We start from the raw sequence: 24,416 nt of genomic DNA on the forward strand, positions 1-24,416 counted from the left end.
GACACCCACAAGAACTCAGTGCCATTTAATACAGCTTGTGTGTAGTATTTGTGACCTGCGCGACTTTTATTAAATTTTCATGATGGAAGTGTGCAATGGGTGGCGGGCGATACACTGCTTTACACGCCCACTGTTTTAATCCTCCCCTGATTTGTAGATTCCATGCCCCTCGACCTCGATACGCCACTTCATGCGCACCAACCGCTGAGCCTGAATGAACGCAAATTGCTGGATATCCTTCGCCGTCGAGGTGTGATCACCCGCGCCACGGTTTCGACCGAGATGGACCTGGCTCAGCAGTCGGTGCACCGCCTGATCGAAGAACTGATCAGCCGAGGCCTGCTGCGCAGCGGCGAGCGAGTGAAGAACGGCCGTGGTCAGCCCAGCCCGCGCATTGAGCTGGTCAACGAGGCGGTGTATGTCATCGGCGTATCGATCAATACCGATTCGGCAGTGGTCTGCATCGCCGATCTGGGCTGCAATGTGCTGGAACAGGTCACCTTGCGTACGCCGCCGTTGAGCCGCAACAGCACGCTGGATTCGCTTGATCAGACCATCGAACGCATGCTTCAACGCAATGGCATCGAGGCGCAACGAGTAATTGGCATGGGCTTCGCCATCGCCGGTTTTTTTCTTGAGAACCGCCAGATCAATGCACCTGAACCGCTGCGCGATTGGTCATTGATTGACTTGCAACCGATACTCGAAGAACGCTTCGGCATGCCGGTCTGGCTGGAAAACAACGCCACCACTGCGGCCATCGGTGAAAGCCTGGTGGGCGTGGGGGCCTGGGCCAGCAACTTCATCTACCTGTCGTTCAACTTCGGTTTCGGCGCAGGCGTGGTGATCAACGGCAAACCGTATTTCGGCAGCCACGGCAACGCGGGCGAGATCACCCTCTACAACGACGAAGAGTCGATAAACCGTCCGGCCTTGCGTTACCTGCTGGATGAATTGCATCAGAACGGCGTACAGGTAGATTCAATCGAAGACCTGCGCCTGCGCTTCGACCCTGACTGGCCCGGCGTGGACACTTGGCTGGCACGCGTCAAACCAACCCTGGATCGTCTGGTTAACGCACTGGCGGGCCTGTTCGATCCACAGGCGGTAGTGTTTGGCGGGCAATTACCGCCAGAGCTGGGCAGACGCCTGATTGCGGCAACGACTTTCTGGGGAGCCCACCGCTACAACGCGCCACCGCCTCGGCCTCAGTTATTGCTGAGTGAGACCAATGGCGATGCGGCGGCTATCGGGGCGGCACTGGTGCCGTTGAAAGAGCGGTTTTTTGTTTGATCTGTCGTCAACAATAACTCATTGCTGGGTACTGCACGTTGCGGCCGAGGCAATGGTCATGCAGCAAAAGCCACCTCGGCCTGTCCAGTTCAAGGCTATCGCCCGGACGCGGCAGGCAGGTGTGTTGGCTGGCCGATTAATATTTCTTCATGCAGTCGGTGCTTAAGATTCAAGGTTGTCGGCCGATCATACTATATTACTGAGCTTAAGTTATTGCTCATCACCGTTGGGTAAGACGTTAGTCTGCATGTGGAGTTGACAAGTGAAGTTATGCTTGGGCTGCAAAGCTATAATGGTTGTCCTGTCGTTTGCCTTGTCAAATGTGGCCGCGTCTGAAGAACTTAAGGTTTACAACTTTTCGCCTGTCAATCAGTACAATCTTAATCTGTCAGCCAGTTTTTGGAATCCAATCATAAAGTATGTGTCCGACAAAAGCGGCGTGAATCTCACGCTGAAATTAGGTCGAACATCCTCTGATACAACAAGTTATGTGCTCGCGCAAGAAGTTGATTTCGCTTTTACTAACCATCTTTTTAGCCCGGAACGCGACAAGATGGGCTGGAAGGTGTTTGGTCGCCGTGACGCGCCTGCCCTCGAGGGGCAGATCGTGGTACCTGCCGACTCGCCCATTCATAGCCTTTCGGAGCTAGAGGGCAAGGAAGTCGTGTATCCGGGACCGGAAGCGTTCATCGCTTATAAAGTCACAAACTCGGAATTGGTGAAGAAAGGGATCAGTACTTCTACCGTGTTTGCCGGAAACATGGATGGCGCTTTCAGCCAACTCTTTAGTGGCAAGGCTCAAGCGATGGGGGCCAATTCACAGCTTGTAAGTGGCTACACTGAGAGAGAAGGTAAGTCGTTCCGCGTGCTGTGGAGTTCGGCCTCGTTCAATGACCTGGCCCTCATGGCATCCCCTCGGGTTTCTAAAAAAGAACGTGATGCGGTAGCCAACGCATTTTTTAATATGCAAAACGATCCCGACGGTAGCAGGGTTCTTCGTGAGGCGACCGAGCTGGTCCATGCACCGGCACCGATTACCTTCATTCCTGCGACGGAAGCGGATTATGCGTCCTATCGTGATTTTTATAACAGTTTGCCAGCAAAACTTAAGTAAATAATTTCAACTTTAGCTGGAGAGGCTGTTAATGAATTTCTTTAAAAGCCTGCTGCCCAAATCACTGACGTCGCGAATACTGGCGATGTTATCCATTCTAATACTGACTTTTTTGACGACAGGGCTGGGGCTATTTTATAAAAACCAGCTGCTTCAGCATATTGAAGAGATACAAGACACCGCTAACATGCTGATCGAGGTCGCCGCGCAAGCTGTAGAGGAAAGCGTCGTCATCGGCGATTACGACACCATCAAAAGGACCCTCGAAAAAACCTTGGCTCGCTCGCCGTTCAAGTCGGCCGTGTTTATTGACCTGTCGGGTGGCGTCATTCGCCTGCAGGCAGCCAGTGCGCCTGTTGGAAGGGCCCCTGCGTGGATAGAGTCCGAAGTCGCTGCGAGATTATTCGATGTCAATCGCCCGATTACGGTCGGCGGGAAAGATTATGGCGTGATGCGTCTGTCTTTTAATGCCGAGAGAATTGCTACCGAACTCTATAGCCTGGTGATTCAGGCGACACTGTTTGCAGTATTTTTTTTACTGATCAGTCTGATTTTAATGGGGTTCATGATCAAGCGTTCGCTTGCCCATCTGGGCAAACTTCATTCGTATGAGGCAGAAATCGCTTCAGGCGCAGTGGCCGCTGAAGCTATGTTGGTCGCTGATGCCCCCATGGAAATACAGGAGGCTATAAAAGCGGTAAACCGCACTGCCGCCAGTATGCGCAATCACTTTGGCCTGCGTATCGACTCGCTGATGAATACCTTGGTGCAGCATAAAAATGCCCTTGATGAAGTTTCAATCGTTTGCGAAGTTTCGGCCTCCGGACGTATCACCTACGTTAACGAACGATTCGTAAAAAGCTCGCAGCATTCGCGAGCTGAGCTTTTAGAGCTGAAGATCGATGAAGTCTGGACCGGCATGTCTTCAGCCTCTGAGCCGTGGCGATGGGTACCTGAAAATGAGGTGTGGAACGGTGAGGTCAGGCTTTCGGGGCGTACCGGTAAGGACGCATGGCATCGACGCACCATAATACCTATTCTCGATGACATGGGCGGCGTTGAAAAATATATTTGCATCGATATCGATATTACTGTTCGAAAGGAGTTTGAGGTCGCGATTCTGGATAACTCCAGAAGGCAAAACCTTATCGCCTTGTTTGGTCAGCAGGCATTGACAGAAGAAAACGTCAGTACACTGGGTGAGCTGGCAGCACTGACTGCTGCGCAAGGATTAACATTGAGCAAGGCGGCTTTATTAGTCGTTGATCGAGTGAGTCATGGGGTCATCCTCAACGCGGAGGTTGGCTTGAACCACGTGGAAGTCCGCAGTGGTTATCACAATGATTTTTTGAACGGTACTGCTTCTTCCACCGGGTGTGTCATTAATTCTGATACACCTGATAACAGGTACACGCTGCTGCCGGGTGAAACGGTGGAGGCTTGCGGTATTAGAAGTGGTCTAGAGATTGAGATATCCTGCAGGGAGGTTTTCAAGGGCGTTCTTGGGGTGTATGCCAGCACTGACTACTCCTTTACACGTGAAGATGTGAGCTACCTTCAAACACTTGCTAACCTGTTGGCCGCCGCGCTTGAGCGGTATGACGCCAAGAAAAAGCTAATCTATCTGGCCGAAAATGATTCGCTCACCCATCTGCCTAATCGCTGGTTTCTTAGCAATTATCTGCGCGAGATAATCAGTCGGAAAACGTCAGTGCCAGATGCAGTCAGCGTCATATTCATCGATTTGGACAGATTCAAAGCAGTGAATGACACCATGGGGCATTCAGTGGGCGACCAATTGCTTATACAGGCGGGTCGACGCTTGAAAGACTGCATTGATGAAAACAGTGTGGTTGCGCGGCTGGGAGGCGACGAGTTTTCTATCGTCGTTACCCATCATGTTTATTCCGAAAGCCTTATAAAAACCCTTGCGAACCATGTTGTTGAAGCGTTGGGGAAACCATTCAATCTGGGCGGTCAGGATGTATTTGTTTCAGCGAGTGTCGGTATCGCCAATTATCCGTTTGATGGACGTGACACTGGCGTTATCCTGAAGAATGCGGATACCGCCATGTACCATGCGAAAAAAAGTGGCCGTAATAACTACAAGTTTTACAACGCCACAATGAATGAAAGTTTGGTTCGGCGCTTGCAAACTGAAACGCTATTGCGGGGTGCGCTTGCTCGTAATGAGTTTATTCTACATTTTCAGCCAAAGGTCAGCCTCACCGATGGCAGGATAAGTGGTTTGGAGGCTTTGCTGCGGTGGAATCACCCGGAGCAGGGTATGGTTTCTCCGGCTGAGTTTATACCTATTCTTGAGGACACCGGCCTGATAATTCCTGTCGGCGAGTGGGTTATCCGCAACGTCTGTGAAACCATAAAAAGCTGGGAAGAAAATAATGTCAGGCAGGTACCGATCGCCATCAATCTGTCCGTCAGGCAGCTTCAGGTAAAAGGCCTGGCTGAGACCATCAAGCACATTGTTGAGGGGTACGGTATCAACCCCGCTCTTTTAGAATTCGAATTGACCGAGTCAATGCTGATGATCGATCCCGAGTCGGCGGTTAACATACTTCGAGATATAAAATCGTATGGCATAAGCCTTTCGGTCGATGATTTCGGAACGGGCTATTCGAGTTTGGCTTACTTGAAACGATTCCCTCTTGACGCCCTCAAAATTGACAGGGCGTTCATAAAAGATATAACGAGCAATCATGAGGACGCCGCTATCACCAGAGCGGTCATCGTGTTGGCGCACGAATTGGGTCTTAAAGTCATTGCAGAAGGCGTCGAAACAGTCGACCAGTTAGCGCTGCTTGTGACGTATGGCTGCGATCAAATGCAGGGTTATCTTTTTAGTAAGCCTGTCATCATTGAAGAGTGTGCTTCTATGATTAAATCGTCACGTAGTCTGAGCTTGTTGGACATACCTGCTTGAGAACCGCGAGCATGAGAGTTATTCGTAGTAAAGACTTCACCGCACTCAAGCTTGGGCAAGCAACGCCACCAATACTAGATTTCCTTTCACTGCATTTCCTTGCCTGAGTATTTGAGGGCGTGATTATCAGGAACTTCAGATTCAAGGGCAATGCTTGATAGCCAGCGGGTCCTACATCCTCAGCGCTATAGCCTCTGCCACAAGACACTCCAGTGCAAACTGCTCGGTATAGGTCATCTGAATCTGCGTGGTTTCGCCTTTGACGGTCCTTTCCCCATCCAGAATGTAGCGAATGCGCTTGTCAGTCACACCAATGCGTTTTGCGATCCACGAAGGTGTTTGTCCGATGCGCGAAATCAGCTTGTCGGCATATTCGGTGGACGGGTTATAGAGTTCTGCGTTGGGTGTCATGGGGTGTCCAGATGAAGGTCAGGCGCTGTATGTCAGGGGAGTATGCAGCACGATGGGGTATTCGTCGCCATTGAGGTTGGCAACCCACGCGGTCGTGCAGAGACAGGTACATTGCCTTCGCGAGCAAGCTCGCTCCCACAAGAGCCTGTCTCCAACAGCAAGCCGCGCGACGTAATTCAATGTAAGTGGCAGATGGGGCGATCCTTCGCCCGCTTTCAGTCAGCATCAATCAAAGTTTCACGCCCAGTGTTACAAACGCGCTGCGTGGCGTGCACACCTGCAGAATCTGCAAATTGCCCGCCGGGTCGGTCGCTGCGCTGGCGTCGGTGTTGAGGGTGGAGATGTAACGCTTGTCGAACAGGTTGACCATGTTCAGCGAGACGGTGGTGTCTTTGACGGCGCCGAGTTTGCCGAAGTCGTAGCCGAGGTTGGCGTTCGCTACCCAGTAGCCGCTGACACTGGAGTCGTTGGTGTAAGTGTAATAGCGCTTGCTGATGTAGTTGCCCTGCATGCCGGCATTCCAGTGCTCCCAATTCCAGTCCAGGTTGCTGGAATACATCAGCTTGGGCGTATCGACGACTGTTTTGCCTTTCACATGAACGGTGCTGCCGCCGCTGGCATAGTCGTCGTCATAAGTGCTGTGGTTGTAGGACATGGAGTTGGACCAGCGCCAGTGCTCGTCGGGTGTCAGGCCGAATGACAGTTCCAGGCCCCGACTGGTGACAGAGCCGACGTTGGCAACGCCGTTCTGGCAGATGACGATGCCGGTACAGTTGGTGATGGCCACCAGGCGATTGTCGAATTTGGTGTTGTAGACCGCCGCGGATACCGAATACAGCTTTGTGCTGCGGCGCACGCCCAGTTCAGCGGTTTTCGAGGTTTCGGGTTTGAGGTTCTTGAAGCCGTTCTGCGCATCCACTGCGGTCTGCGTGGTGAAGAGCGGGCTGTAACCGCCACTCGGAAAGGCCGCCATGTTTTCCGAATAAGACGTGAACACTTCATCGCTGTCATTGAGTGTGTAGGTTGCGCCCACTTGCGGCAAAAACCTGTCCCGCGCTTCCAGCGAACCGCTGGCATAACCGCCGCCTTTACCTTCGGCAGTGGAGGTGGTGACAGTGTTCTTTGCGCCGAACTCAAGCTTGAGACGGTCATCGAGCAGGGTATAGGTGTCGCGCAGGAAAAACTGTCGGGTCAGGTCGTTGTAGCTCTGGTCCAGTACCGTAGCCGCCTGCCTCAGGCCATTGGTTTTGACGATATGGTTTTGCGGAGTCGCATTGGTGGTATCGAACAGGTAACGGGCGATGTCGTTCTTGTTCGATTGAATCCAGAACCCGCCCTGAATTTCATGCTGGCCCAGAAAGTAGGTCAGCGAACTCTGGAAGCCGGTTCGATCAATGCCATACACCGTGCTGCGAATCGAGTTGCTGGGGACAGTGGTCGAGCCGCTGGTAAAGATGAACGGATAGTACGAATTGCCCCGGCCCGAGTCATGGTGGTGATAGACCGTGGCGTCCAGCACCAGATCATCGGTGAGCGAGAAATTGCCGTTGAGGATGTCCAGTTCGTCGTCGCGCAGGCTGCTGGCGTTGTAGGTCGCATCGCCTGCGCTGGTTACGCCGCCGGTGTAGATGCCGTTGGCCGCATTGACCGCGCGGGTCCAGTCCGGGGTGTAGTAACTCCAGTTGTAGCCCAGACGCTGGATGATGCTCTTCGACAGACTGGGCAGATTGGCTTCGTCGTGAGACGAGGTGCTGTGGAAAAAGCTCACGCGGTTTTCGCCGAAGTTGTAATTGACCTTGGCGTTCACAGCGTCGGATTTTTGCGGGTTGTCGTGACCTTTCCAGGCATCGGCGTCGTACTTTTCTCCCGACACATAAGCGGACAGACCGTTGTATTCGCCTGTGTCGACGCGCATGAAAGTGCGCGAGGTGTCGTAACTGCCCAGGGTCTGTGACAGTCGCGCGCCGAATTCCTTGTCCGGATTGGAACTGGTGAACTGGATGGTGCCGCCCAGATCGCTGTTCGATGCCGTGCCCAGCGAACCGATGCCTGGAGCCACTTCGCTGGCGGCGATGTTTTCCGCGATGATCGCCCGGGTGATGCTCAGACCGTTGAAGTTGCCGAAGCTCATGTTGCCAAGCGTGACGCCGTCCAGCGTGTAGCCTAGGTGGTGCATGTCAAAACCGCGCAGGCTGATGCGCTGGCTGCCTTCTTCACGACCCAGCGGGTCGCCGGACTGGAAGTTGACTCCCGGTAGCCGTTGCAGAACTTTCAATGGGCTGGTGCCTGCGGAATAAGCGCTTACGTCCTTTTGCGTGACGCGTTGCACCTGCCGGGTTTCGCCCTGGCCAATCACTGACACCGTGCCCAGTGTCACGGCAGCGGTGTCGTCGCTGGTGGGCACCGTGACTGAGGTTGGCACATCGTCATCGGCCTGAATGAACGGGCTGATCAGGCACAGTGAATTCAATGAAACCAGCAACGCAAGGCGCGTTATCGGGAATCGAGAAGCACGCGGTATCGATCGATTGTTCATGAAAAGGTTTTCCTGGGGCGTCAGGGCGCCGCGCTTGCGACGGGGAATCTGCAGGACGGTGTTAGCGTTGACATGAGTCCAGTTCGCCCTTCAAGACGTACGAGTCTGTCGTGTTTTCGAGGGGCTCGTTTCAACGAAAGGGCTCGTTTGAACTGGGGGTGATATTAATACTCACTGTGTGTATTAATTATGACCAGTGGCGTGTTATCCCGATTTTTCTGCCGGTCAATGCCGACTCGGCGTGTTGGCAGTTGGTCGTAAATTTCATTAGGCAAGGCGTCCGTTGCGATGCTATCTGTCCAGACTCAGTGGGTTCAGCCCAATCGTGAATACGTATTTCCGAAGGCCGGGCAACAGGGCATCACCCTCTGAATCCGCGGTTTGCACCTTGGACTGAAACGGGAGAACTCGATGAAATTGCTTCGTTACGGTGAAAAGGGCCAGGAAAAGCCAGGCCTGCTTGATGCTGCCTACCAGATCCGCGATCTGTCCGCACATGTCACGGACATCGCTGGCGAGGTGTTGAGCCCGGCAGGCCTTGCCAGCCTGGCTGCGCTTGATCCCGAAAGTCTGCCTTTGGTGGCGGGCCGACCGCGCATCGGGGCGTGCGTCGGGCAGGTCGGCAAGTTTATCTGCATAGGCCTGAACTACGCCGACCACGCAGCCGAGTCGCGGATGGAAGTGCCCAAGGAACCCATCATATTCAACAAGTGGACCAGCGCAATTTGCGGCCCGGACGATAACGTCGAAATTCCTCGCGGTTCGCTCAAGACTGACTGGGAGGTCGAGCTGGGCGTGATCATCGGCAAGGGCGGGCGTTATATCGACGAAGCCGTTGCCATGGAGCACGTTGCCGGTTATTGCGTGGTCAACGATGTGTCGGAGCGCGAGTGGCAGCTTGAGCGCGGCGGAACCTGGGACAAGGGTAAAGGCTTCGATACCTTTGGTCCGATAGGCCCTTGGCTGGTGACCCGCGACGAGGTTACCGACCCTCACTCACTCGACCTGTGGCTGGAGGTTGACGGTCATCGTTATCAGAATGGCAATACGCGCACGCTGATTTTCAACGTGCCGCAACTGATCGCCTACCTGAGCCGTTGCATGAGCCTGCAACCGGGTGATGTCATCTCCACGGGTACGCCGCCGGGTGTGGGCCTGGGCGTCAAGCCAGAGCCTGTCTTCCTGCGCGCAGGGCAACGCATGCGCCTGGGGATTGCGGGGCTGGGCGAGCAGAATCAGTTGACCGTTCAGGCCGACTGATTCGCTGCCTGCGGGGAGTCGGCAGCCGGCTCCCTGTTACACAAAAATATCAGCCCTGCACAAACGCCAGCAGGTCTTTGTTGAGTGTCTCGGCATGGGGCACGGCAAAACCGTGCGGCGCGCCGGGATAGACCTTCAACTCTGCACCCTTGATCAGCTCGGCGGCGCGCTTGCCTGATGCTTCGAACGGCACAACCTGATCACCATCGCCATGAATCACCAGGGTCGGCACATCGATTTTCGCCATGTCCGCACGGAAGTCGGTTGCGGAGAACGCCGTCACGCAATCCAGCGTGCCTTTGAGCGAGGCGAGCAGGGCGATATTCAAGGTCTGGGCCTGTACGCCCTCGGAAACCTTCTGTCCTTTGTTCAGGCCGTAGAACGGCGTGGCGAAATCACTGATGAATTGCGCGCGGTCTTTGAGCAGACCCTCCTTGATGCCATCGAACACTGATTTGTCGACGCCTTCCGGATTGTCGTCAGTCTTGAGGAAAAACGGTGTGACCGAGCCCAGCAAGGCCAGCTTGGCAACCCGTGCGCTGCCATGTCTGGCGATATAGCGCGTCACATCGCCGCCGCCCATGGAAAAGCCCACCAGCGTCACGTCGTGCAGATCAAGGTGCTCGATCAGCTCGGCGATATCGTCAGCGAAGGTGTCGTAGTCATAACCGGTCCACGGCTGGCTGGAACGACCGAAGCCGCGGCGGTCGAAGGCAATGGTGCGATAGCCCCGGCTGCTGAGGTATTCCATCTGGTATTCCCACATATCCGCATTCAGCGGCCAGCCGTGGCTGAACAGTACCGGCTTACCCTCGCCCCAGTCCTTGTAATAGATCTCAGTGCCATCTTTTGCGTTGAACGTGCTCATGCAGATTCCTCTCGATGTCGGGTTGATCGGGCAAGCGCTCTGGTGCACAGGCTCATGCATGCCTTCGGCAGCCGCCGATAATTCCGGCAGTTGGCGCTTTGCATAGTTCAGTCGGGAAGAATGAGCGTACTGTTCTGGCGCAATTTTTTGAAACATCGGCTCATCGTATTTCCCTGCCGGAACCGAACTTGCCGGGCATACGGGAATCAGTTCCTTGGGATCAAAGCGCGCTTTGGCCTGTGCATGGTTGTATTTGTCCATCGAAGGAGAGAACTGCGTGGCGTCTCAGCTGAAAATCTTGATCCTGTCGGGTCTGCTGTTATTCGCAGGCAGTTTAAATCTCCAGGCAGCCGATGTACCTGCGCTGCCAATGGGCGCTGCGGTGCCGACCGACGACAAAGCGGCCGAAAAGACCGATGGCAAAGCAGCTGAAAAACCTGCGGCGAAAGCGGATGACAAGGCCGCTGAAAAGGCGGATGCGAAACCGGCAGACAGTGGGGAGCCAGCAGCGGCCGAGGCCCCGGAACTTCTGGTGCAGGGCGGGTTGCTCGGTGCCATCAGTTCCAGCATTGATGACGTCCAGGAAAAGCTTAATCTTGACGACAACCTCTTCGACGCCTGGCAACTGCGCGCCGACCGTGCAGCCGACGAGCTGGAGAAGCTGGTCAACAAGCGCACCACACGTTCTCCGTGGAGTGTTGCCGGGGACTTCCTTGCCCTGTCGTTTGTCTGGATCGGCTCGTTTGCCGTTCTGACCACGTTGGGTCGTTTTCTGGCGGTGCGCTTGTGCCGAACGCCATTTGTGCGGGTGCGCGAGCGCAGTCAGGCGCTGCTCAAATACGTATTGCCGTTCACCTTGCCAGCCATCGTCTGTCTGCCATTGACTCTCTACGTCAGCCACTTCATGCCGTCTTCGGTGGGCCGTGCGCTGGCGCTGTGCTTTGCCTATGCGACCAGCAGTGGCATCGTGTCGACCTCGGTGCTGCTCTGCGTGATTGTGATGTTCAACTCCGGGCACAAGCGCGCCGCGGTACGCATGATTCGCCGCTACGCGCCGAGGCCACTGTTTGTGGTCGGTTTTCTGGCGGCGCTGAGCGATGCACTGACCAGCCCGCAGATCGCCCGCCAACTGGGCAGCAACGTCACCACCAGCGTTGCGGTGTTCACCGGGCTGTTTGCGTCGGTGGTGTTCTGCATGCTGATCATCAAGGTGCGCCGCCCGGTGGCGCACCTGATTCGTAACCGTTCCTTGAGCAGCCGCCTGCAACGGCCAGCACTGCAGCAGTCGCTGAAAATCTTCTCCAACCTGTGGCACTTGCCGATCCTGCTGATGATTCTGGTCTCGGCGATCAACCTGATCGGAGCCGGTGAAGACAGTCAGGAAGCGCTGCGTTGTGCGTTGTTCACCACCATTCTGCTGATCGCCACGGTATTTTTGAGCACAGTGTTCCAGCACCTGTTCAAACCGACCGAATCCCTGGGGCGCGGCGGGCATGTGTACAAGGCGCGCCTGCTGAGCCTGGTGTACGCGGTGTTGCGCATTGCGCTGGCCATCGGGTTCATCGAAATACTGGGGCGTATCTGGGGCTTCTCGATGTTCGAGTTTGCCCAGCGCAACACGCTGGGTCGCGTGATAAGCGATTCGCTGAGCAGTATCGGCCTGATATTTGTGGTCACCTGGCTGCTATGGGTCGTGCTCGACACGGCCATTCAGGAAGCCCTCAAACCACCGGCCAATCATCGCAGTGGCCGCCAGCCGAGTACACGAATCAAGACCATTTTGCCGCTGCTGCGCAACGCGGTGAAAATCATTCTGGTGGTGATCTGCGCGATCACCACCATGGCCAACCTGGGCATCAACGTTGCACCGCTGCTGGCGGGTGCCGGGGTTGTCGGTCTGGCCATCGGTTTCGGTTCGCAACAACTGGTGCAGGACGTGATCACCGGTCTGTTCATCATCATCGAAGACACCTTCTCGGTGGGCGATTGGGTAGTGCTCAGTACTGGCCACTCCGGATCGGTGGAAAGCCTGACCATCCGTACCGTGCGCCTGCGTGACGGCAAGGGTTTTGTCCATTCCGTGCCGTTCGGGCAGATCAAGGCGGTTACCAACCAGTCGCGGCAGTTCGCTTATGCGTTCTTCTCGGTGCAGTTCACTTACGACTCGGATATTGATGATGCGCTGGCGCTGATCCGCGAAACCGGGCAGTCGATCAGCGATGACATTCTGCTCAAGCACAACCTGCAAGGACCGCTGGAGGTGTTCGGCGTCGACAGCATGAACCTGAACGGCATGGTGTTGACCGCGCAATTCCGCACCTCTTCCGGTGGTCAGTACGCAGTGGGGCGCGCCTTCAACGAGCGCCTCAAGCGTCTTGTGGATAAAAACCCGAACGTACGTTTCGCGCAAACTTATCCACAGATGGTCATGGGGCCGGGCTTCAACAACCCGCAGGCTGGCGTTGAAGCCGAGGGGCCTCCTGCGCCCTCGGACCCTGCCGCTGCGACACCTTCTGCGCCGACACCTGCACCGCTTGGTCTGCCCAAGGGCAACAGCCCGCCGGGTCCGGCAGCTCAGTAATCAATCGGGCGGCATGAGACGGCTGCAACGCGTTGTTGCGGCGTCATTGCCCCGCCGGGCTGCGCAACTGTTGGGGGTTGGCAGGCAACGTGTTATGTTTGCAGGCGTTTTTCAATTGTTCGTTTGATTATCTGATACCGAGCCTGCTGACTCTATGCGAATGCGCCTTATGCTGTTGGGCGGCGGGAATGCCCTCGGGCAGGCGCTGATTCGTCTGGGTGCCGAGGAAGACATTGGTTTCCTCGCACCACGTCCACCGCAAGACGGCTGGGACGTGGCGAGCCTCACGCAACTGCTTGATGACACCCGCCCCGATGCCCTGATAAACCTTGCTTACTATTTCGACTGGTTTCAGGCGGAGACCGTGAGCGCAGCGCGCCTGACCCACCAGGAGCGCTCTGTCGAGCGTCTGGCCGAACTGTGTCAGCACCACAACATCACGCTGGTCCAGCCTTCCAGTTATCGTGTGTTCGATGGCTCGCGCGCGACTGCCTACAGCGAAAAAGACGAGCCAGTGCCCTTGGGTCTGCGCGGTCAGGCGCTGTGGCGTATCGAGCAAAGCGTGCGCGCCACCTGTCCGCAACATGTGCTTGTGCGTTTTGGCTGGTTGCTGGATGACAGCGCTGATGGCGTGCTTGGCCGCTTTCTTTCGCGCGCCAAAGAACCCGGAGAGCTGCTGCTGGCCGATGATCGACGCGGCAACCCGACGCCGGTCGATGATGCGGCACGGGTGATTATTTCAATCGTCAAGCAACTCGATTGCGAAGCGCCGCTGTGGGGCACGTACCACTACGCCGGGCACGAAGCGACCACGCCACTGGCGCTGGGTCAGGCGGTGCTCACCGAAGCACGTCTGCTGCACCCGCTGGCCATTGAATCGCCCACCGCACAGGCTCACGCCGCGCGTCCCGATGCAGCCGAGGAACCGCAGCACGCGGTGCTGGCCTGCAAGAAAATTCTCCACACTTTCGGCATCAAGCCCCGCGCCTGGCGGGCCGGCTTGCCAAGCCTGCTGGACCGGTATTATCGACATGTCTGACGCCCCTGTTCTGATTACGGGAGGTGCGGGTTTCATTGGCTCGCACCTGACCGATGCATTGCTTGCCGACGGGCATTGCGTGCGTATCCTCGACAACCTCTCGGCGGGCAAGCGTAGCAATCTGCCGCTCGACAACCCGCGGGTTGAACTGATCGAAGGCGACGTAGCCGATGCCGAGCTGGTCAAGCGCGCTGCGCAAGGCTGTAAGGCTGTGGTGCACCTGGCAGCGGTGGCCTCGGTTCAGGCGTCAGTTGACGACCCGGTGCGCACCCATCAAAGCAACTTCATCGGCACACTGAATGTCTGTGAGGCCATGCGCGAAGCGGGCATCAAGCGCGTGATCTTTGCTTCCAGCGCGGCGGTATACGGCAACAACGGCGAAGGCGAAGCAATCACCGAAGACACCACCAAAGCACCGCTGACTCCGTACGCATCGGACAAGCTGGCCAGCGAGTTCTACCTGGACTTCTACCGCCGTCAGCATGGTCTGGAGCCGGTGATCTTTCGCTTCTTCAACATCTTCGGCCCGCGCCAGGATCCGTCGTCGCCGTATTCGGGCGTGATCAGCATCTTTGCCGAACGCATCCAGAAAGGCCTGCCGATCAACGTGTTTGGCGATGGCGAGCAGACACGCGATTTCTTCTACGTAGGCGACCTGCTCAAGCTGCTGCTGCAGGCCCTGTCACGGGAAAGCGCCATCGAGGGCGCGATCAACGTCGGCCTGAACAAGACCACGTCGCTCAACGAGCTGCTGGCCGCGCTCTCGCAAGTGGTCGGGAAACAGCCGGAAGTGAGCTATCAGGCACCGCGCTCGGGCGATATCAAGCATTCACGGGCCAGTAACCAGCGTCTGCTGGAGCACTTCAGCATTGATGAGCCGACACCACTGGTTCGTGGGCTTGAGTTGCTGATGGGGCAATGAGCCCCGCATCGACTGTAAGTGCTGATCGTCCCCACGCTCTGCGTGGTGATGCATTTCTGGACGCTCTGCGTCCGCTCTTGAGCGTGCGGTGCCGCGCCTATTTGTGACGCAGAGCGTCACGAACTGCATGCCGACGCGGAGCATCGGCACGATAGCCAGGAGTCCGGGCGCGGGTTAAATCACGGCACGATAATCAGGAATCCAGCACGCAGAGTTCAAACCACAAAACACAAAGGCACCCGATAAGGGTGCCTTTGTGTGTGTGGCGCTTGAAGGTGTGCAGGTCAGAACTTGTAACCCACGCCCACCATGTACACCCACGGGTCGATGTCCACGTCGACCTTGGTCTTGCCGACGGCCAGGGCAGAAGGGCCGTCCACAGTCGCTTTGGTATCGATGTCGACGTACCAGACCGAGGCGTTGACCAGTACGTTGTCAGTGATCATGTAGTCCATGCCCAACTGAGCAGCCAGACCAACCGAGTCCTTGAGCTTGAGGTTGCTGAAACCCTGATCCTTGCGATTGCCGGTCAGGTCGGTATCGAAGAAGGTGGTGTAGTTGATACCCACGCCCGCATACGGTTGAAATTTCGACGAAGGTTCCATCGGGTAGTACTGCAACGACAGCGTCGGCGGCAGTTGCTTGATATCAGCCAGCTTGCCGTCCAGGCCTGGCCCCAGGCCTTTTACTGAAACGGTGTGGCTGAACGGTGTAGCAGCCAGCAGCTCGATGCCGACATGCTGGGTCAGCATGTAAGCGAAGGTCAGACCGAGCTGGTTTTCGCCATCGACAGTGGCTTTGGTGCCGGAGACCTTGGCACCGTCCAGACGGACTTCGCCGCTGTCTTCATTGGGCTGGACGTGCGCAACACCGGCGCGAACGATGAAGTCGCCAGGCTCGTAGGCATGTGCCGCGACCGGGGCGGCGATGGCAAGCGCGACAACAGACGCGCGTAGCAAGTGCTTGTTCATGGAGGCTCCAGAGATCAGTCAAAATTTATGGGCATAATGTTAAAGCGCTGTCGAGCGGCGACTTTGACTCAGCTCAATGAAATCGCTGGGAACCTCGTCATCCTTATGAATCCGGCAACTCGTAGACAAGTATCTTGTCTGCCTGCATCTGATAACCCGCTTCTGCCAGTTCGCTGGTAGACGATTTGGCCTGCATCGGTCCTTCGATCCAGTACGGCTGATACAGCTCATCGACCTTCACACCCAGCTCACTCGTGACATGCACGATCTGGTTCGCTGGCGGCGGCGGCACATGGATGCAGGCACCGAAATACGGCACCAGCAAAAACTCCGTCACTCTGCCTTCCTCACTGACCTCAAGTGGCACGATGTAGCCCGGTAAACGCACCAGTTTGCCATCCAGTGCCTTGACCACTGGCGCATGCGGAGCCAGTTGATGGGCCGCAGGCGCTGCCTCCATGGCCAGTGCATCGGACAGCTTGGACATATCGTGTATCGGAGCCGTTACCGGCTTCACCACGGGTGCATCAGGTGGAATCATGTCATTCCAGGTCAGTTCACGCGGCTCGGCGGCCCACAGTTGAGTGGAAACCGAAAGCAGCAGAGTGAGTAGCATGCGCCGCATCATGAAGGTCCTCATAAACGAATCGACAGTCCGTCGGCCAGTGACTGCCTGTAGGCTCGCCAGGCTGGCACGGTTCCCATCAACAGCGCGCAACCGAGAATGGCACCGAGCAGGGTCCATTCATATTGGCCAGGTGGCATAGACGACAGGTACAGACCGTAGTTGTCGAGCACGTAGTCTCTGGCCACGAAGATGCCGATATAGAGCAGTGCGAGGCCGCTGATGACACCCGCAAGTGCCAGGGCGAAGGCTTCAAGTATAAGCAGACTTGCGATATGCCAGGGCCGTGCGCCGACCGAGCGCAGGATGGCCATCTCCCGGCGTCGTTCATTGAGGCTGGTGAGAATCGCGGTCAGCATGCCGATCAGACCGGTCAGCACCACGAACAGCGAAATTACGAACAGTGCCTTTTCAGCGGTGCCCATCAGGCTCCACAGCTCTTGCAGCGCCACGCCGGGCAGAATCGCCAGCATGGGCTCGCCACGGTATTCGTTGATTTCGCGTTGCAGGCTGAAGGTTGAGATCTTGCTGTTCAAACCCAGCATGAAGGCGGTGATCGCAGTCGGCGTCAGATCCATATTGCGTGCCTGATCGGCAGAGATACGCTCGTTGCCTCGCGCCGGTGCGCCGTTGTGCCAATCGATATGAATGGCTTCCATGCCGCCCAGGCTGATATGCAGCGTGCGGTCCACCGGTGTACCGGTCGGCTTGAGTATGCCGACCACGGTGAACGGCTTGTCGTCATGCTTGACCAGACTGATCGCCGCCACACCGTGCGCCAGTACCAGCTTGTCGCCCAATTTATAATGCAGCGCCTTGGCGACCTCCGAGCCCAGCACTACCTCAAAGGGGTCAGTCTTGAATTCACGTCCTTCGGCCATTTCCAGATGTTGTTGGCGACCGAACTGATAGTGCTCGAAATACGCTTCGTTGGTGCCCATCACCCGATAGCCACGATGGGAGTCGCCCAGCGAAATCGGGATCGCCCATTTGACCTGTTTGCTCTGGGCAAAATGCTCAAAGCTGTCCCAGCGAATGTTGTTGGTGGCGTTACCGATGCGAAATACCGAGTACAGCAACAGGTTGATCGAACCGGAACGTGCGCCGACGATCAGGTCGGTGCCGCTGATGGTGCTGGCGAAGCTGGAGCGGGCTTCGGTGCGCACCCGCTCTACGGCCAGTAACAGGCACACCGACAGCGCAATGGCGAAGGCAGTGAGAAACGCGGTGAAACGGCGGTTGGCCAGGCTGGTCATGGCCAGACGAAACAGATACATCTCAAATCTCCACGGCGACGGCGGCGCGATTCAGGTCGCTGAGCGACAGATTGCGATCAAACAGCGGTGCCAGGCTCTGGTCATGACTGACAAACAGCAGGCTGGCCCCGGCCTCGCGGCATTCGGCGAACAGCAGGCGAATGAACGCTTCGCGAGAGTCGGCGTCCAGCGCCGAAGTGGGTTCGTCGGCGATCACCAGTTCAGGTTGACCGATAAGCGCACGGGCCGCGGCCACGCGTTGTTGCTGGCCGATGGACAGTGAGTCGGCACGTCGCGTCAGCATCGCCGGGTCTTTCAGGCCCAGGTGGGCGAGCAGGGTGGTGGTCGCTTTTTCGACGCTGCCGTGGCGTTGCTTCGCACGCTCGGCGCGGACGTTGGAAAAGTGGCAGGGCAGCTCGATGTTTTCTCGCACCGACAGAAACGGCAACAAATTGAACTGCTGAAAGATGTAGCCGGTGTGATCGACTCGGAAGCGATCACGTGCTGCCGCCGACAGTGTCGACAGGTCCTGATTCAACAGGCGAATGCTGCCGCTGACAGGTTTTTGCACGCCGCCCAGCAAGCCCAGCAAAGTGGTTTTGCCGCTGCCGCTGGGGCCTTTGAGGAACAGGGTTTCGCCGGTTTGCAGGCAAAATTCAGGGATGTCCAGTAACTGCGGATGGCCTGGCCAGTTGAAGCTCAGGTTCGATAGCTCGATCAGTGCTTGGGTCATGGGCTGACTCACGCTAGGTTGGAAATTAAAAGACCGGGCGAGGCCCGGTCGTTGTACCGCAGAGTGCAATCAGAATTTCAGCGTTGGGTTGGCTGCGATCACTTCTGCGCCCGATTGGCCGCCTGGCGAGATCAGTTGTACCTGAAGCTTCTTGGTGTCGGGAAAGGTTTTGAAGATTTGCGACAGGTCGAGCCTCTTCAGAACGGCCGGTGCGTCACAGACGAACTTGTAGTGACCGTGAATTTCGCTGTGCTCATGATGATCGGCATCGCCGCCCTGGGCGTGCTCATCGTGATCGTCATCCTTGTCGCCGAACAGCGGGCTTTCCAGTTTCACCGAGGTGGCCGAGCAATTGGCGGCATCGGCGATGCTGAACAGCGCGTTGGGCTTGAGTAGCAACTCGCGCGCCTTGGCGACTTTGGCCTTGTCTTCATCCGAAGTTGCAACGTGCTCGAAACCGACGATATTCATGGCCGGGCTGTCGAATTCAAATTCCAGCGTCTTGCCTTCCAGCACCACATCCAGACGTCCTACGCCATGCTCGTGGGCTCCCAGACTGCCGTGTTCATCGCCGTGATCATGGTCATGTACTTCGGCTGCGTGGGCAGCAACGAGTGGCAACAGGGCGAAAGGCAAGGCGAGTAGCAAACGGCGCATAGCGGACTCCGGGGACAATATTGATGAAATTTGTTATGTGATCTTATAACAAGTGCCGGTGTGCGTGGACGTGTTTTTGTTCAAGCACTGGACTATCCGGTCTTCATGGACCGTTATCTGGCGGCGTTATCTGGAATACCCTGGCCCATGCTTATGCTGAAGTAGTCTCAGCCTTTGCGTCATCAGGTCCTACTCTGAAAAATGAAAATCGCTGTACCTGCGCCGGATGCGCCGAGAGGGTTTTCATCGCCAGCCGAGTGTGACATCAGGGAAGATACTCATGAACAAGCTCCATCCGAATAGAGAAATCCTGCGTGCGGTGTACAAGGATCCAACTCGAATTACCGAATTCGCCGACGCTGACATTGTGCTGCACAAAGCCGATCAGGGCGCTGGTGGTGGCTTGTCCATAGCCATTGGCAAGGACGCAGTGCTTTCCCACGAAATCAATCTGATCAGGCGCACACGTCAGACCCTCTACATGGATGTCCACGACATCATTGCCAACGAGCACTATGGCTCGGTACTGGGAGAGATGCGCGCCAGTTGTGAGGGCCGGAAGATCATCATGCCGTTTTGCGGCCTGTGGCGGTTTCGTGATGGCAAAATTGTCGAGCATTGGGAAAATGTCTATGACGTGCGGGCGCTTGGCAACTTCATGAACGGCAAAGAGCCGGTCATCAGCCAGTGGCGTTACGGTTGATCATGGGCATGCGCGCCAGCCTGTGGGAGCATGTATGCCTGACTGTCAGCAGGTACACATCATGTTGCGTATTCGTGGAACCGTAGGCCAGTGGCCGGTGGATTTGACTCTTGAACTGGACGAAGGCGACTGGGCGCAACTGGGCGCGCAGCTCAAGGCGGCAGCTCCCGACTTATCGGCCGCCGTGGTCGAGAGCAAGCCGCTCAACCAGGACGACAGGCTGTGGCAGGTCGCACAGGAGTTGTTGCAAAAGGCCGGGCAGATGAGTGGACCGGATCTGCTGGGGCAACTGGAAGGGCTGGCCGGCAGTACCGCGGCAGGCAAGCATTTGCTGGTGCGCCTGCGTCACTCTGCGAACGTGAAGGTCGAGAGCGGCGGGGATGCGCCGCTGTACAGCTGGGTCGACGCGACGTGATCTGACCTGGTTGTTCAGTCACCGGCACCCGCGCGGTGCCGGTGGCAAGCTGGCTTAATACAGCGCGGCGAACAGCTTGCGACGGTATGCGGTCACCAGTGGATGCTCATTGCCCAGCAGGTCGAACACTTGCAGCAGCGTCTTGTGCGGCAGGCCCTCGGCGTAATTGCGATTGCGAATGAACAGTTTGAGCAGGCCATCCAGCGCGGCTTCGTACTGTTGACGCGACAATTGCTGAATCGCCAGTTGATGCACCGCTTCGTCATCCTGAGGGTTTTGCGCCAGACGACTTTTCAGTTCGGCCACATCCGGCAGGGTGGCCGCTTGTGCCAGGAACGTCAGTTGCGCCTTGGCACCCGCCAGCTCGGCTTTGTGTGCATCACCGGTAACGGCATCCAGCACTGCCTTTGCCTCGCTCAGTTCGCCACGTTCTGCCAGGCAGCGCGCATACAGAATCAGTGCTGCGGCATTGGTGTTGTCTTCGCCCAACAGCGCCTTGAGCAGTGCTTCGGCTTCGGCAAAACGGCTTTCGGCAAACAGCTCTTGCGCTTGCTTGAGTGGATCGGCGGCCGGCGGAGGCGGCATGACGACATGCTGTTCGAGAATCTTGCGGATTTCCGATTCAGGCTGGGCTCCGGCAAAACCATCCACCGGCTGGCCGTCCTTGAACAGCACCACGGTCGGCAGGCTACGAATACCGAAACGCGCAACAATGTCCTGCTCGATGTCGCAATTGACCTTGGCGAGCAGCAATTCGCCCTGATAACTCTCGGTGATTTGCTGCAGCAGGGGCATCAAGACCTTGCAGGGCGCACACCACTCGGCCCAGAAATCGACCAGTACGGGCTGGTCGAACGACTTTTCGATCACCAGTTGATCAAAGTTCGCGGCGGTTGCGTCGAAGATGTAAACAGTTTCCTGGCTCATTGCACGTCTCGAAGAATCTGAATGCCGCCAACTATAAAGCCCGCAGGGCAATGCTGAAAGCGGCGTCGGCGGTGGGGCATCATCCTTGCCCCGCACCCTCAGCGCTATCCACACATCTGCTTTTGATTCTGGCCGAAGGCCGTGGGAGCGAACGTGTTCGCGAAAGGGACGGAAAATTCTCTGGAAATTTATCGTTTGAACGACCTCCTTCGCGAACCAGTTCGCTCCTACAGAGACCGTTTAGCTGAGCGCTCCCGAGCTGTTATTTAGCGCTCACCGCGCCGCGTGATACAGACTCACATCCCGAAACTCGTGGGGTTCAGCCAGGTCCGGCAGGGTGTGCGCATGCAGCATCGTCAGGCGCTGGTAAGCAGCATGCTTGAAGTCGCGCACGCGGGAGTCTGCCACCAGTGCTTGGCGGCCCCGGGACAGAAATTGATCCAGCAGTGGCAGGTTGGCGCGGTCGTACAGCACGTCGGCAACCAGAATCAGATCAAAACGATCCGCTTCGGCGAAAAAATCCGTCGAGTAGCTTAACTGCACCTGGTTGAGTTCGGCATTGGCCCGGCAGGCAGCGATCGCCAACGGGTCGAGATCACAGGCCACCACCTCAAGTGCTCCTGCCCTGAGCGCGGCAATACCTGCCACGCCCGAACCTGCACCGAAATCCAGTACCCGCTTGCCTTCCACCCAGTACGGGTTTTCGGCCAGAAAGCGCGCCAGAGCCAGGCCGCTGGCCCAGCAGAAGCTCCAATACGGTGGCTCTTCCAGAATGCGGCTCGTTTCATCCGGGCTGAAGGCACGGTCCATGTTGGCATCGTCGATCAGCCACAGTTTCAGCTCAGTGCCCGGCAACGTTGTGACAACCAGCCGGGCGTCGCCGAGCAGTTTGCTCAGCGCGTCCTGAAGGTGTCGCGGAGCAATCATGGCGCCTTGACGAATTGCAATTGCCCCAGCGCTTGAGTGGTGGGCTGGTCGATGCGCATCGACGGCAGGTGCAGTATCAATTGCCCCGACTGACTGGCACGGCCGCGCAGTTCGACACGCCCGCCTACCGGAAAGGCTTCCGGGTTGAAGCGTAACTGGAACGGCAATGACTGGCCGTTGCCCTTCAGCAAGGTGTTGGTCAGCAGCTTCTGTGGACGACCGCGCTCGTCGATCACCAGCATCGCCAGTTCGACCTCGGCCCCGGCAGGTACGCCGAGCAGTTGCCCGCTGAGTTCACGTTGGTACGGTTGCAGCGGGCCGGGCCCGGCAGGCACTTTGATTGCCGGGGCGACGGGCGGTGCCGCAGCCGGTTTTGGCGCGTCATTGCTGCTGCACGCGGCCAGCAAGCCAATGAGGCCGAGTAGAATAACGGGGCGTAACGTCATCAAGAGCTCCACAAGACAAAAATTGAAAGGCTGAGTGACGCCATGCATGCAGTATTACCGAGCGCAGGCAATTTCACATCGCTTTAATGCGCGTCTATATACCGCAAACCCTCAGCCTTGTCTTGCCAGCAGGATGCGCTAACATGGCGCTCCTCATTCTTTCGTTGCCAGCCACCATGCACTGTCCCTTCTGCGGTGCCAATGACACCAAAGTCATCGACTCCCGCCTCGTCGCCGAAGGCGAGCAAGTACGCCGCCGACGCGAGTGTCTGGCCTGCGGCGAGCGCTTCACGACGTTCGAAACTGCCGAGCTGGTTTTGCCGCGTCTGATCAAACAGGATGGCAGTCGTCAGCCTTTCGATGAAGAAAAACTGCGCGCCGGTATGCAACGTGCGCTTGAAAAGCGTCCGGTGAGTGTCGAGCGACTTGAGGCGGCACTGGTGCACATCAAGCACAAGCTGCGGGCGACCGGCGAGCGCGAAGTCAAATCGCTGGTGGTTGGCGAACTGGTCATGGCCGAGCTGCAAAAGCTCGATGAAGTGGCCTACATCCGCTTCGCCTCGGTGTACCGCCGCTTTCAGGATCTCAACGAATTTCGTGAAGAAATCGACCGTCTGGCCCGCGAGCCGGGTAAGGAATAAGTGCATTGCTGACTGAACAGGCGGCTCTCGACGTTCATTACATGGCGCGTGCGCTGGAGCTGGCGCGTAACGGGCTCTACTCCACGCACCCCAACCCGCGCGTCGGCTGCGTTATTGTGCGTGACGGCCAGATCGTCGGTGAGGGCTGGCATGTACGGGCTGGCGAGCCGCATGCCGAAGTGCATGCCCTGCGCCAGGCCGGCGAACTTGCCAGAGGCGCGACCGCCTACGTCACCCTTGAACCGTGCAGCCATCAGGGGCGCACGCCGCCCTGTGCCGATGCGCTGGTCAACGCCGGGCTGGCGCGGGTCGTCGCGGCCATGCAGGACCCCAACCCTGAAGTGTCCGGTCGTGGCCTGTTGCGCCTGATGAATGCCGGTATCGGCGTTCAGTGCGGCGTGCTGGAAAGCGAAGCGCGAGCGCTGAACAAAGGCTTTCTCAAGCGCATGGAAACCGGACAGCCCTACATACGCGTGAAGATGGCCATGAGCCTGGATGGCCGAACCGCTATGGCCAGCGGCGAAAGCCAGTGGATCACCGGTCCCAAGGCGCGTTCCGCCGTTCAGCGTCTGCGCGCGCAGTCGAGCGTAGTGCTGACCGGAGCCGATACGGTGCTGGCCGACAAGGCCCGCCTCACCGTGCGCCCCGATGAGTTGGGTCTCAATGCAGAATTGACCGCGCTGGCCGCTGCGCGTCCGCCCCTGCGGGTATTGATTGACGGTCGTCTGCGTGTGCCGCTGGACGCGCCGTTCTTTCAGGCGGGCAATGCGCTGGTCGTGACCTGTGCTGCGGCGTCGGCGCGAGGTCGCTATCAGGAAGAAGGCCACGAAATGCTGGCACTGGCTGACAGCGCCGGTCATGTGGACCTGCGCAAGTTGATGGGCGAACTGGCCACGCGTGGCGTCAACGAAGTGCTGGTCGAAGCCGGTCCGCGGCTGGCGGGTGCCTTTGCGCGCCTCGGGCTGGTCGATGAGTTTCAGATATTCATTGCCGGCAAGTTTCTCGGCTCATCGGCCCGGCCGCTGCTCGACCTGCCGCTGGCGCAGATGAGCGAAGCGCTGGAGCTGAACATCGTGCAAATGCGTGCCGTCGGTAATGACTGGCGAGTCATCGCTCTCCCTGTGCGCGCACCCGGCGTATAATTCCCGGC

General features: G+C 57.4%; 22 protein-coding genes. 11 read left to right on the forward strand and 11 right to left on the reverse strand.

Going from position 1 to position 24,416, the window contains the following annotated elements; all coding sequences use genetic code 11:
* Positions 1 to 162: 162 nt before the first annotated feature.
* The 3 genes from RYA97_RS05145 to RYA97_RS05155 all read left to right on the forward strand — a co-directional run bounded on the left by RYA97_RS05145 (position 163) and on the right by RYA97_RS05155 (position 5,348).
* Positions 163 to 1,293 carry an ROK family transcriptional regulator gene (locus RYA97_RS05145; RefSeq protein WP_005745972.1) on the forward strand — a complete coding sequence of 377 codons (1,131 nt, stop codon included), beginning with the start codon at positions 163 to 165 and terminating at the stop codon, positions 1,291 to 1,293.
* A gap of 292 nt (positions 1,294 to 1,585) precedes the next feature.
* Entirely contained in the window at positions 1,586 to 2,407 is an 822-nt protein-coding gene (locus RYA97_RS05150) for a phosphate/phosphite/phosphonate ABC transporter substrate-binding protein (protein WP_010195080.1), read from the forward strand.
* 31 nt (positions 2,408 to 2,438) lie between these two features.
* Positions 2,439 to 5,348, forward strand: a complete 2,910-nt coding sequence (locus RYA97_RS05155) for a putative bifunctional diguanylate cyclase/phosphodiesterase (protein ID WP_044295467.1) — start codon at positions 2,439 to 2,441, stop codon at positions 5,346 to 5,348.
* A gap of 171 nt (positions 5,349 to 5,519) precedes the next feature.
* Here RYA97_RS05155 and RYA97_RS05160 read toward each other — a convergent pair whose 3' ends face one another.
* Positions 5,520 to 5,759, reverse strand: coding sequence for a hypothetical protein (locus tag RYA97_RS05160; RefSeq protein ID WP_016982339.1), 240 nt, complete (start codon positions 5,757 to 5,759; stop codon positions 5,520 to 5,522).
* A 229-nt stretch (positions 5,760 to 5,988) separates the two neighbouring features.
* Entirely contained in the window at positions 5,989 to 8,295 is a 2,307-nt protein-coding gene (locus RYA97_RS05165) for a TonB-dependent receptor (protein ID WP_016982340.1), read from the reverse strand.
* 411 nt (positions 8,296 to 8,706) lie between these two features.
* On the opposite strand from RYA97_RS05165, the gene RYA97_RS05170 reads away from it, so the two are divergent.
* The gene (locus RYA97_RS05170; RefSeq protein WP_002555446.1) at positions 8,707 to 9,555 is read left to right on the forward strand and encodes an ureidoglycolate lyase; all 849 of its coding nucleotides are present in this window, start codon (positions 8,707 to 8,709) and stop codon (positions 9,553 to 9,555) included.
* 49 nt (positions 9,556 to 9,604) lie between these two features.
* On the opposite strand, the gene RYA97_RS05175 is transcribed toward RYA97_RS05170, so the two are convergent.
* Positions 9,605 to 10,423, reverse strand: a complete 819-nt coding sequence (locus RYA97_RS05175) for an alpha/beta fold hydrolase (protein ID WP_005745968.1) — start codon at positions 10,421 to 10,423, stop codon at positions 9,605 to 9,607.
* 277 nt (positions 10,424 to 10,700) lie between these two features.
* On the opposite strand from RYA97_RS05175, the gene RYA97_RS05180 reads away from it, so the two are divergent.
* The 3 genes from RYA97_RS05180 to RYA97_RS05190 all read left to right on the forward strand — a co-directional run bounded on the left by RYA97_RS05180 (position 10,701) and on the right by RYA97_RS05190 (position 14,965).
* The gene (locus RYA97_RS05180) at positions 10,701 to 13,004 is read left to right on the forward strand and encodes a mechanosensitive ion channel family protein (RefSeq protein WP_316891980.1); all 2,304 of its coding nucleotides are present in this window, start codon (positions 10,701 to 10,703) and stop codon (positions 13,002 to 13,004) included.
* 154 nt (positions 13,005 to 13,158) lie between these two features.
* Positions 13,159 to 14,043, forward strand: a complete 885-nt coding sequence (locus RYA97_RS05185) for a sugar nucleotide-binding protein (protein ID WP_002555443.1) — start codon at positions 13,159 to 13,161, stop codon at positions 14,041 to 14,043.
* Positions 14,036 to 14,965: an NAD-dependent epimerase/dehydratase family protein gene (locus RYA97_RS05190; RefSeq protein ID WP_005745965.1), complete on the forward strand. Its 930-nt coding sequence runs from the start codon at positions 14,036 to 14,038 to the stop codon at positions 14,963 to 14,965. Before RYA97_RS05185 ends, RYA97_RS05190 begins: the two co-directional genes overlap by 8 nt.
* Before the next feature lie 284 nt (positions 14,966 to 15,249).
* Here the strand turns inward: RYA97_RS05190 and RYA97_RS05195 are convergent, their stop codons facing one another.
* The 5 genes from RYA97_RS05195 to RYA97_RS05215 all read right to left on the reverse strand — a co-directional run bounded on the left by RYA97_RS05195 (position 15,250) and on the right by RYA97_RS05215 (position 19,207).
* The gene (locus tag RYA97_RS05195) at positions 15,250 to 15,936 is read right to left on the reverse strand and encodes an OmpW/AlkL family protein (RefSeq protein ID WP_004666334.1); all 687 of its coding nucleotides are present in this window, start codon (positions 15,934 to 15,936) and stop codon (positions 15,250 to 15,252) included.
* A 103-nt stretch (positions 15,937 to 16,039) separates the two neighbouring features.
* Positions 16,040 to 16,564 (reverse strand): DUF3299 domain-containing protein, encoded by a 525-nt coding sequence (locus RYA97_RS05200; protein WP_002555440.1) that lies wholly within the window; start codon positions 16,562 to 16,564, stop codon positions 16,040 to 16,042.
* Between the two features lie 8 nt (positions 16,565 to 16,572).
* Positions 16,573 to 17,838, reverse strand: a complete 1,266-nt coding sequence (locus RYA97_RS05205) for an ABC transporter permease (protein WP_316891981.1) — start codon at positions 17,836 to 17,838, stop codon at positions 16,573 to 16,575.
* 1 nt (position 17,839) lies between these two features.
* Positions 17,840 to 18,550 (reverse strand): ABC transporter ATP-binding protein, encoded by a 711-nt coding sequence (locus RYA97_RS05210; protein WP_316891982.1) that lies wholly within the window; start codon positions 18,548 to 18,550, stop codon positions 17,840 to 17,842.
* 69 nt (positions 18,551 to 18,619) lie between these two features.
* Complete coding sequence (locus RYA97_RS05215; protein WP_005753216.1) at positions 18,620 to 19,207, reverse strand: DUF2796 domain-containing protein; 588 nt, start codon at positions 19,205 to 19,207, stop codon at positions 18,620 to 18,622.
* A 280-nt stretch (positions 19,208 to 19,487) separates the two neighbouring features.
* On the opposite strand from RYA97_RS05215, the gene RYA97_RS05220 reads away from it, so the two are divergent.
* Both RYA97_RS05220 and RYA97_RS05225 read left to right on the forward strand, forming a co-directional pair.
* Positions 19,488 to 19,910: a nuclear transport factor 2 family protein gene (locus RYA97_RS05220; RefSeq protein WP_004655855.1), complete on the forward strand. Its 423-nt coding sequence runs from the start codon at positions 19,488 to 19,490 to the stop codon at positions 19,908 to 19,910.
* A gap of 61 nt (positions 19,911 to 19,971) precedes the next feature.
* A complete protein-coding gene (locus RYA97_RS05225; protein ID WP_004655852.1) occupies positions 19,972 to 20,325 on the forward strand; it encodes a hypothetical protein in 354 nt (117 codons plus the stop codon).
* Positions 20,326 to 20,379: 54 nt separating this feature from the next.
* On the opposite strand, the gene trxA is transcribed toward RYA97_RS05225, so the two are convergent.
* From trxA to RYA97_RS05240, 3 genes are all read right to left on the reverse strand, one after another.
* The gene (gene trxA / locus RYA97_RS05230) at positions 20,380 to 21,252 is read right to left on the reverse strand and encodes a thioredoxin (RefSeq protein WP_316891983.1); all 873 of its coding nucleotides are present in this window, start codon (positions 21,250 to 21,252) and stop codon (positions 20,380 to 20,382) included.
* Positions 21,253 to 21,525: 273 nt separating this feature from the next.
* Positions 21,526 to 22,179 carry a class I SAM-dependent methyltransferase gene (locus tag RYA97_RS05235; RefSeq protein WP_316891984.1) on the reverse strand — a complete coding sequence of 218 codons (654 nt, stop codon included), beginning with the start codon at positions 22,177 to 22,179 and terminating at the stop codon, positions 21,526 to 21,528.
* Entirely contained in the window at positions 22,176 to 22,625 is a 450-nt protein-coding gene (locus RYA97_RS05240; RefSeq protein ID WP_002555432.1) for a hypothetical protein, read from the reverse strand. The genes RYA97_RS05235 and RYA97_RS05240 overlap by 4 nt, the downstream gene beginning before the upstream one ends.
* Positions 22,626 to 22,801: 176 nt before the next feature.
* On the opposite strand from RYA97_RS05240, the gene nrdR reads away from it, so the two are divergent.
* Both nrdR and ribD read left to right on the forward strand, forming a co-directional pair.
* Positions 22,802 to 23,266, forward strand: coding sequence for a transcriptional regulator NrdR (nrdR, locus tag RYA97_RS05245; RefSeq protein ID WP_002555431.1), 465 nt, complete (start codon positions 22,802 to 22,804; stop codon positions 23,264 to 23,266).
* Positions 23,267 to 23,307: 41 nt separating this feature from the next.
* On the forward strand, positions 23,308 to 24,408 hold the full coding sequence (ribD, locus tag RYA97_RS05250) for a bifunctional diaminohydroxyphosphoribosylaminopyrimidine deaminase/5-amino-6-(5-phosphoribosylamino)uracil reductase RibD (RefSeq protein WP_316892014.1): 1,101 nt from the start codon (positions 23,308 to 23,310) through the stop codon (positions 24,406 to 24,408).
* The last annotated feature ends 8 nt before the right edge of the window (positions 24,409 to 24,416 follow it).

This window comes from Pseudomonas syringae group sp. 26L6 (assembly GCF_032587815.1).
Taxonomy (GTDB): domain Bacteria; phylum Pseudomonadota; class Gammaproteobacteria; order Pseudomonadales; family Pseudomonadaceae; genus Aquipseudomonas; species Aquipseudomonas amygdali.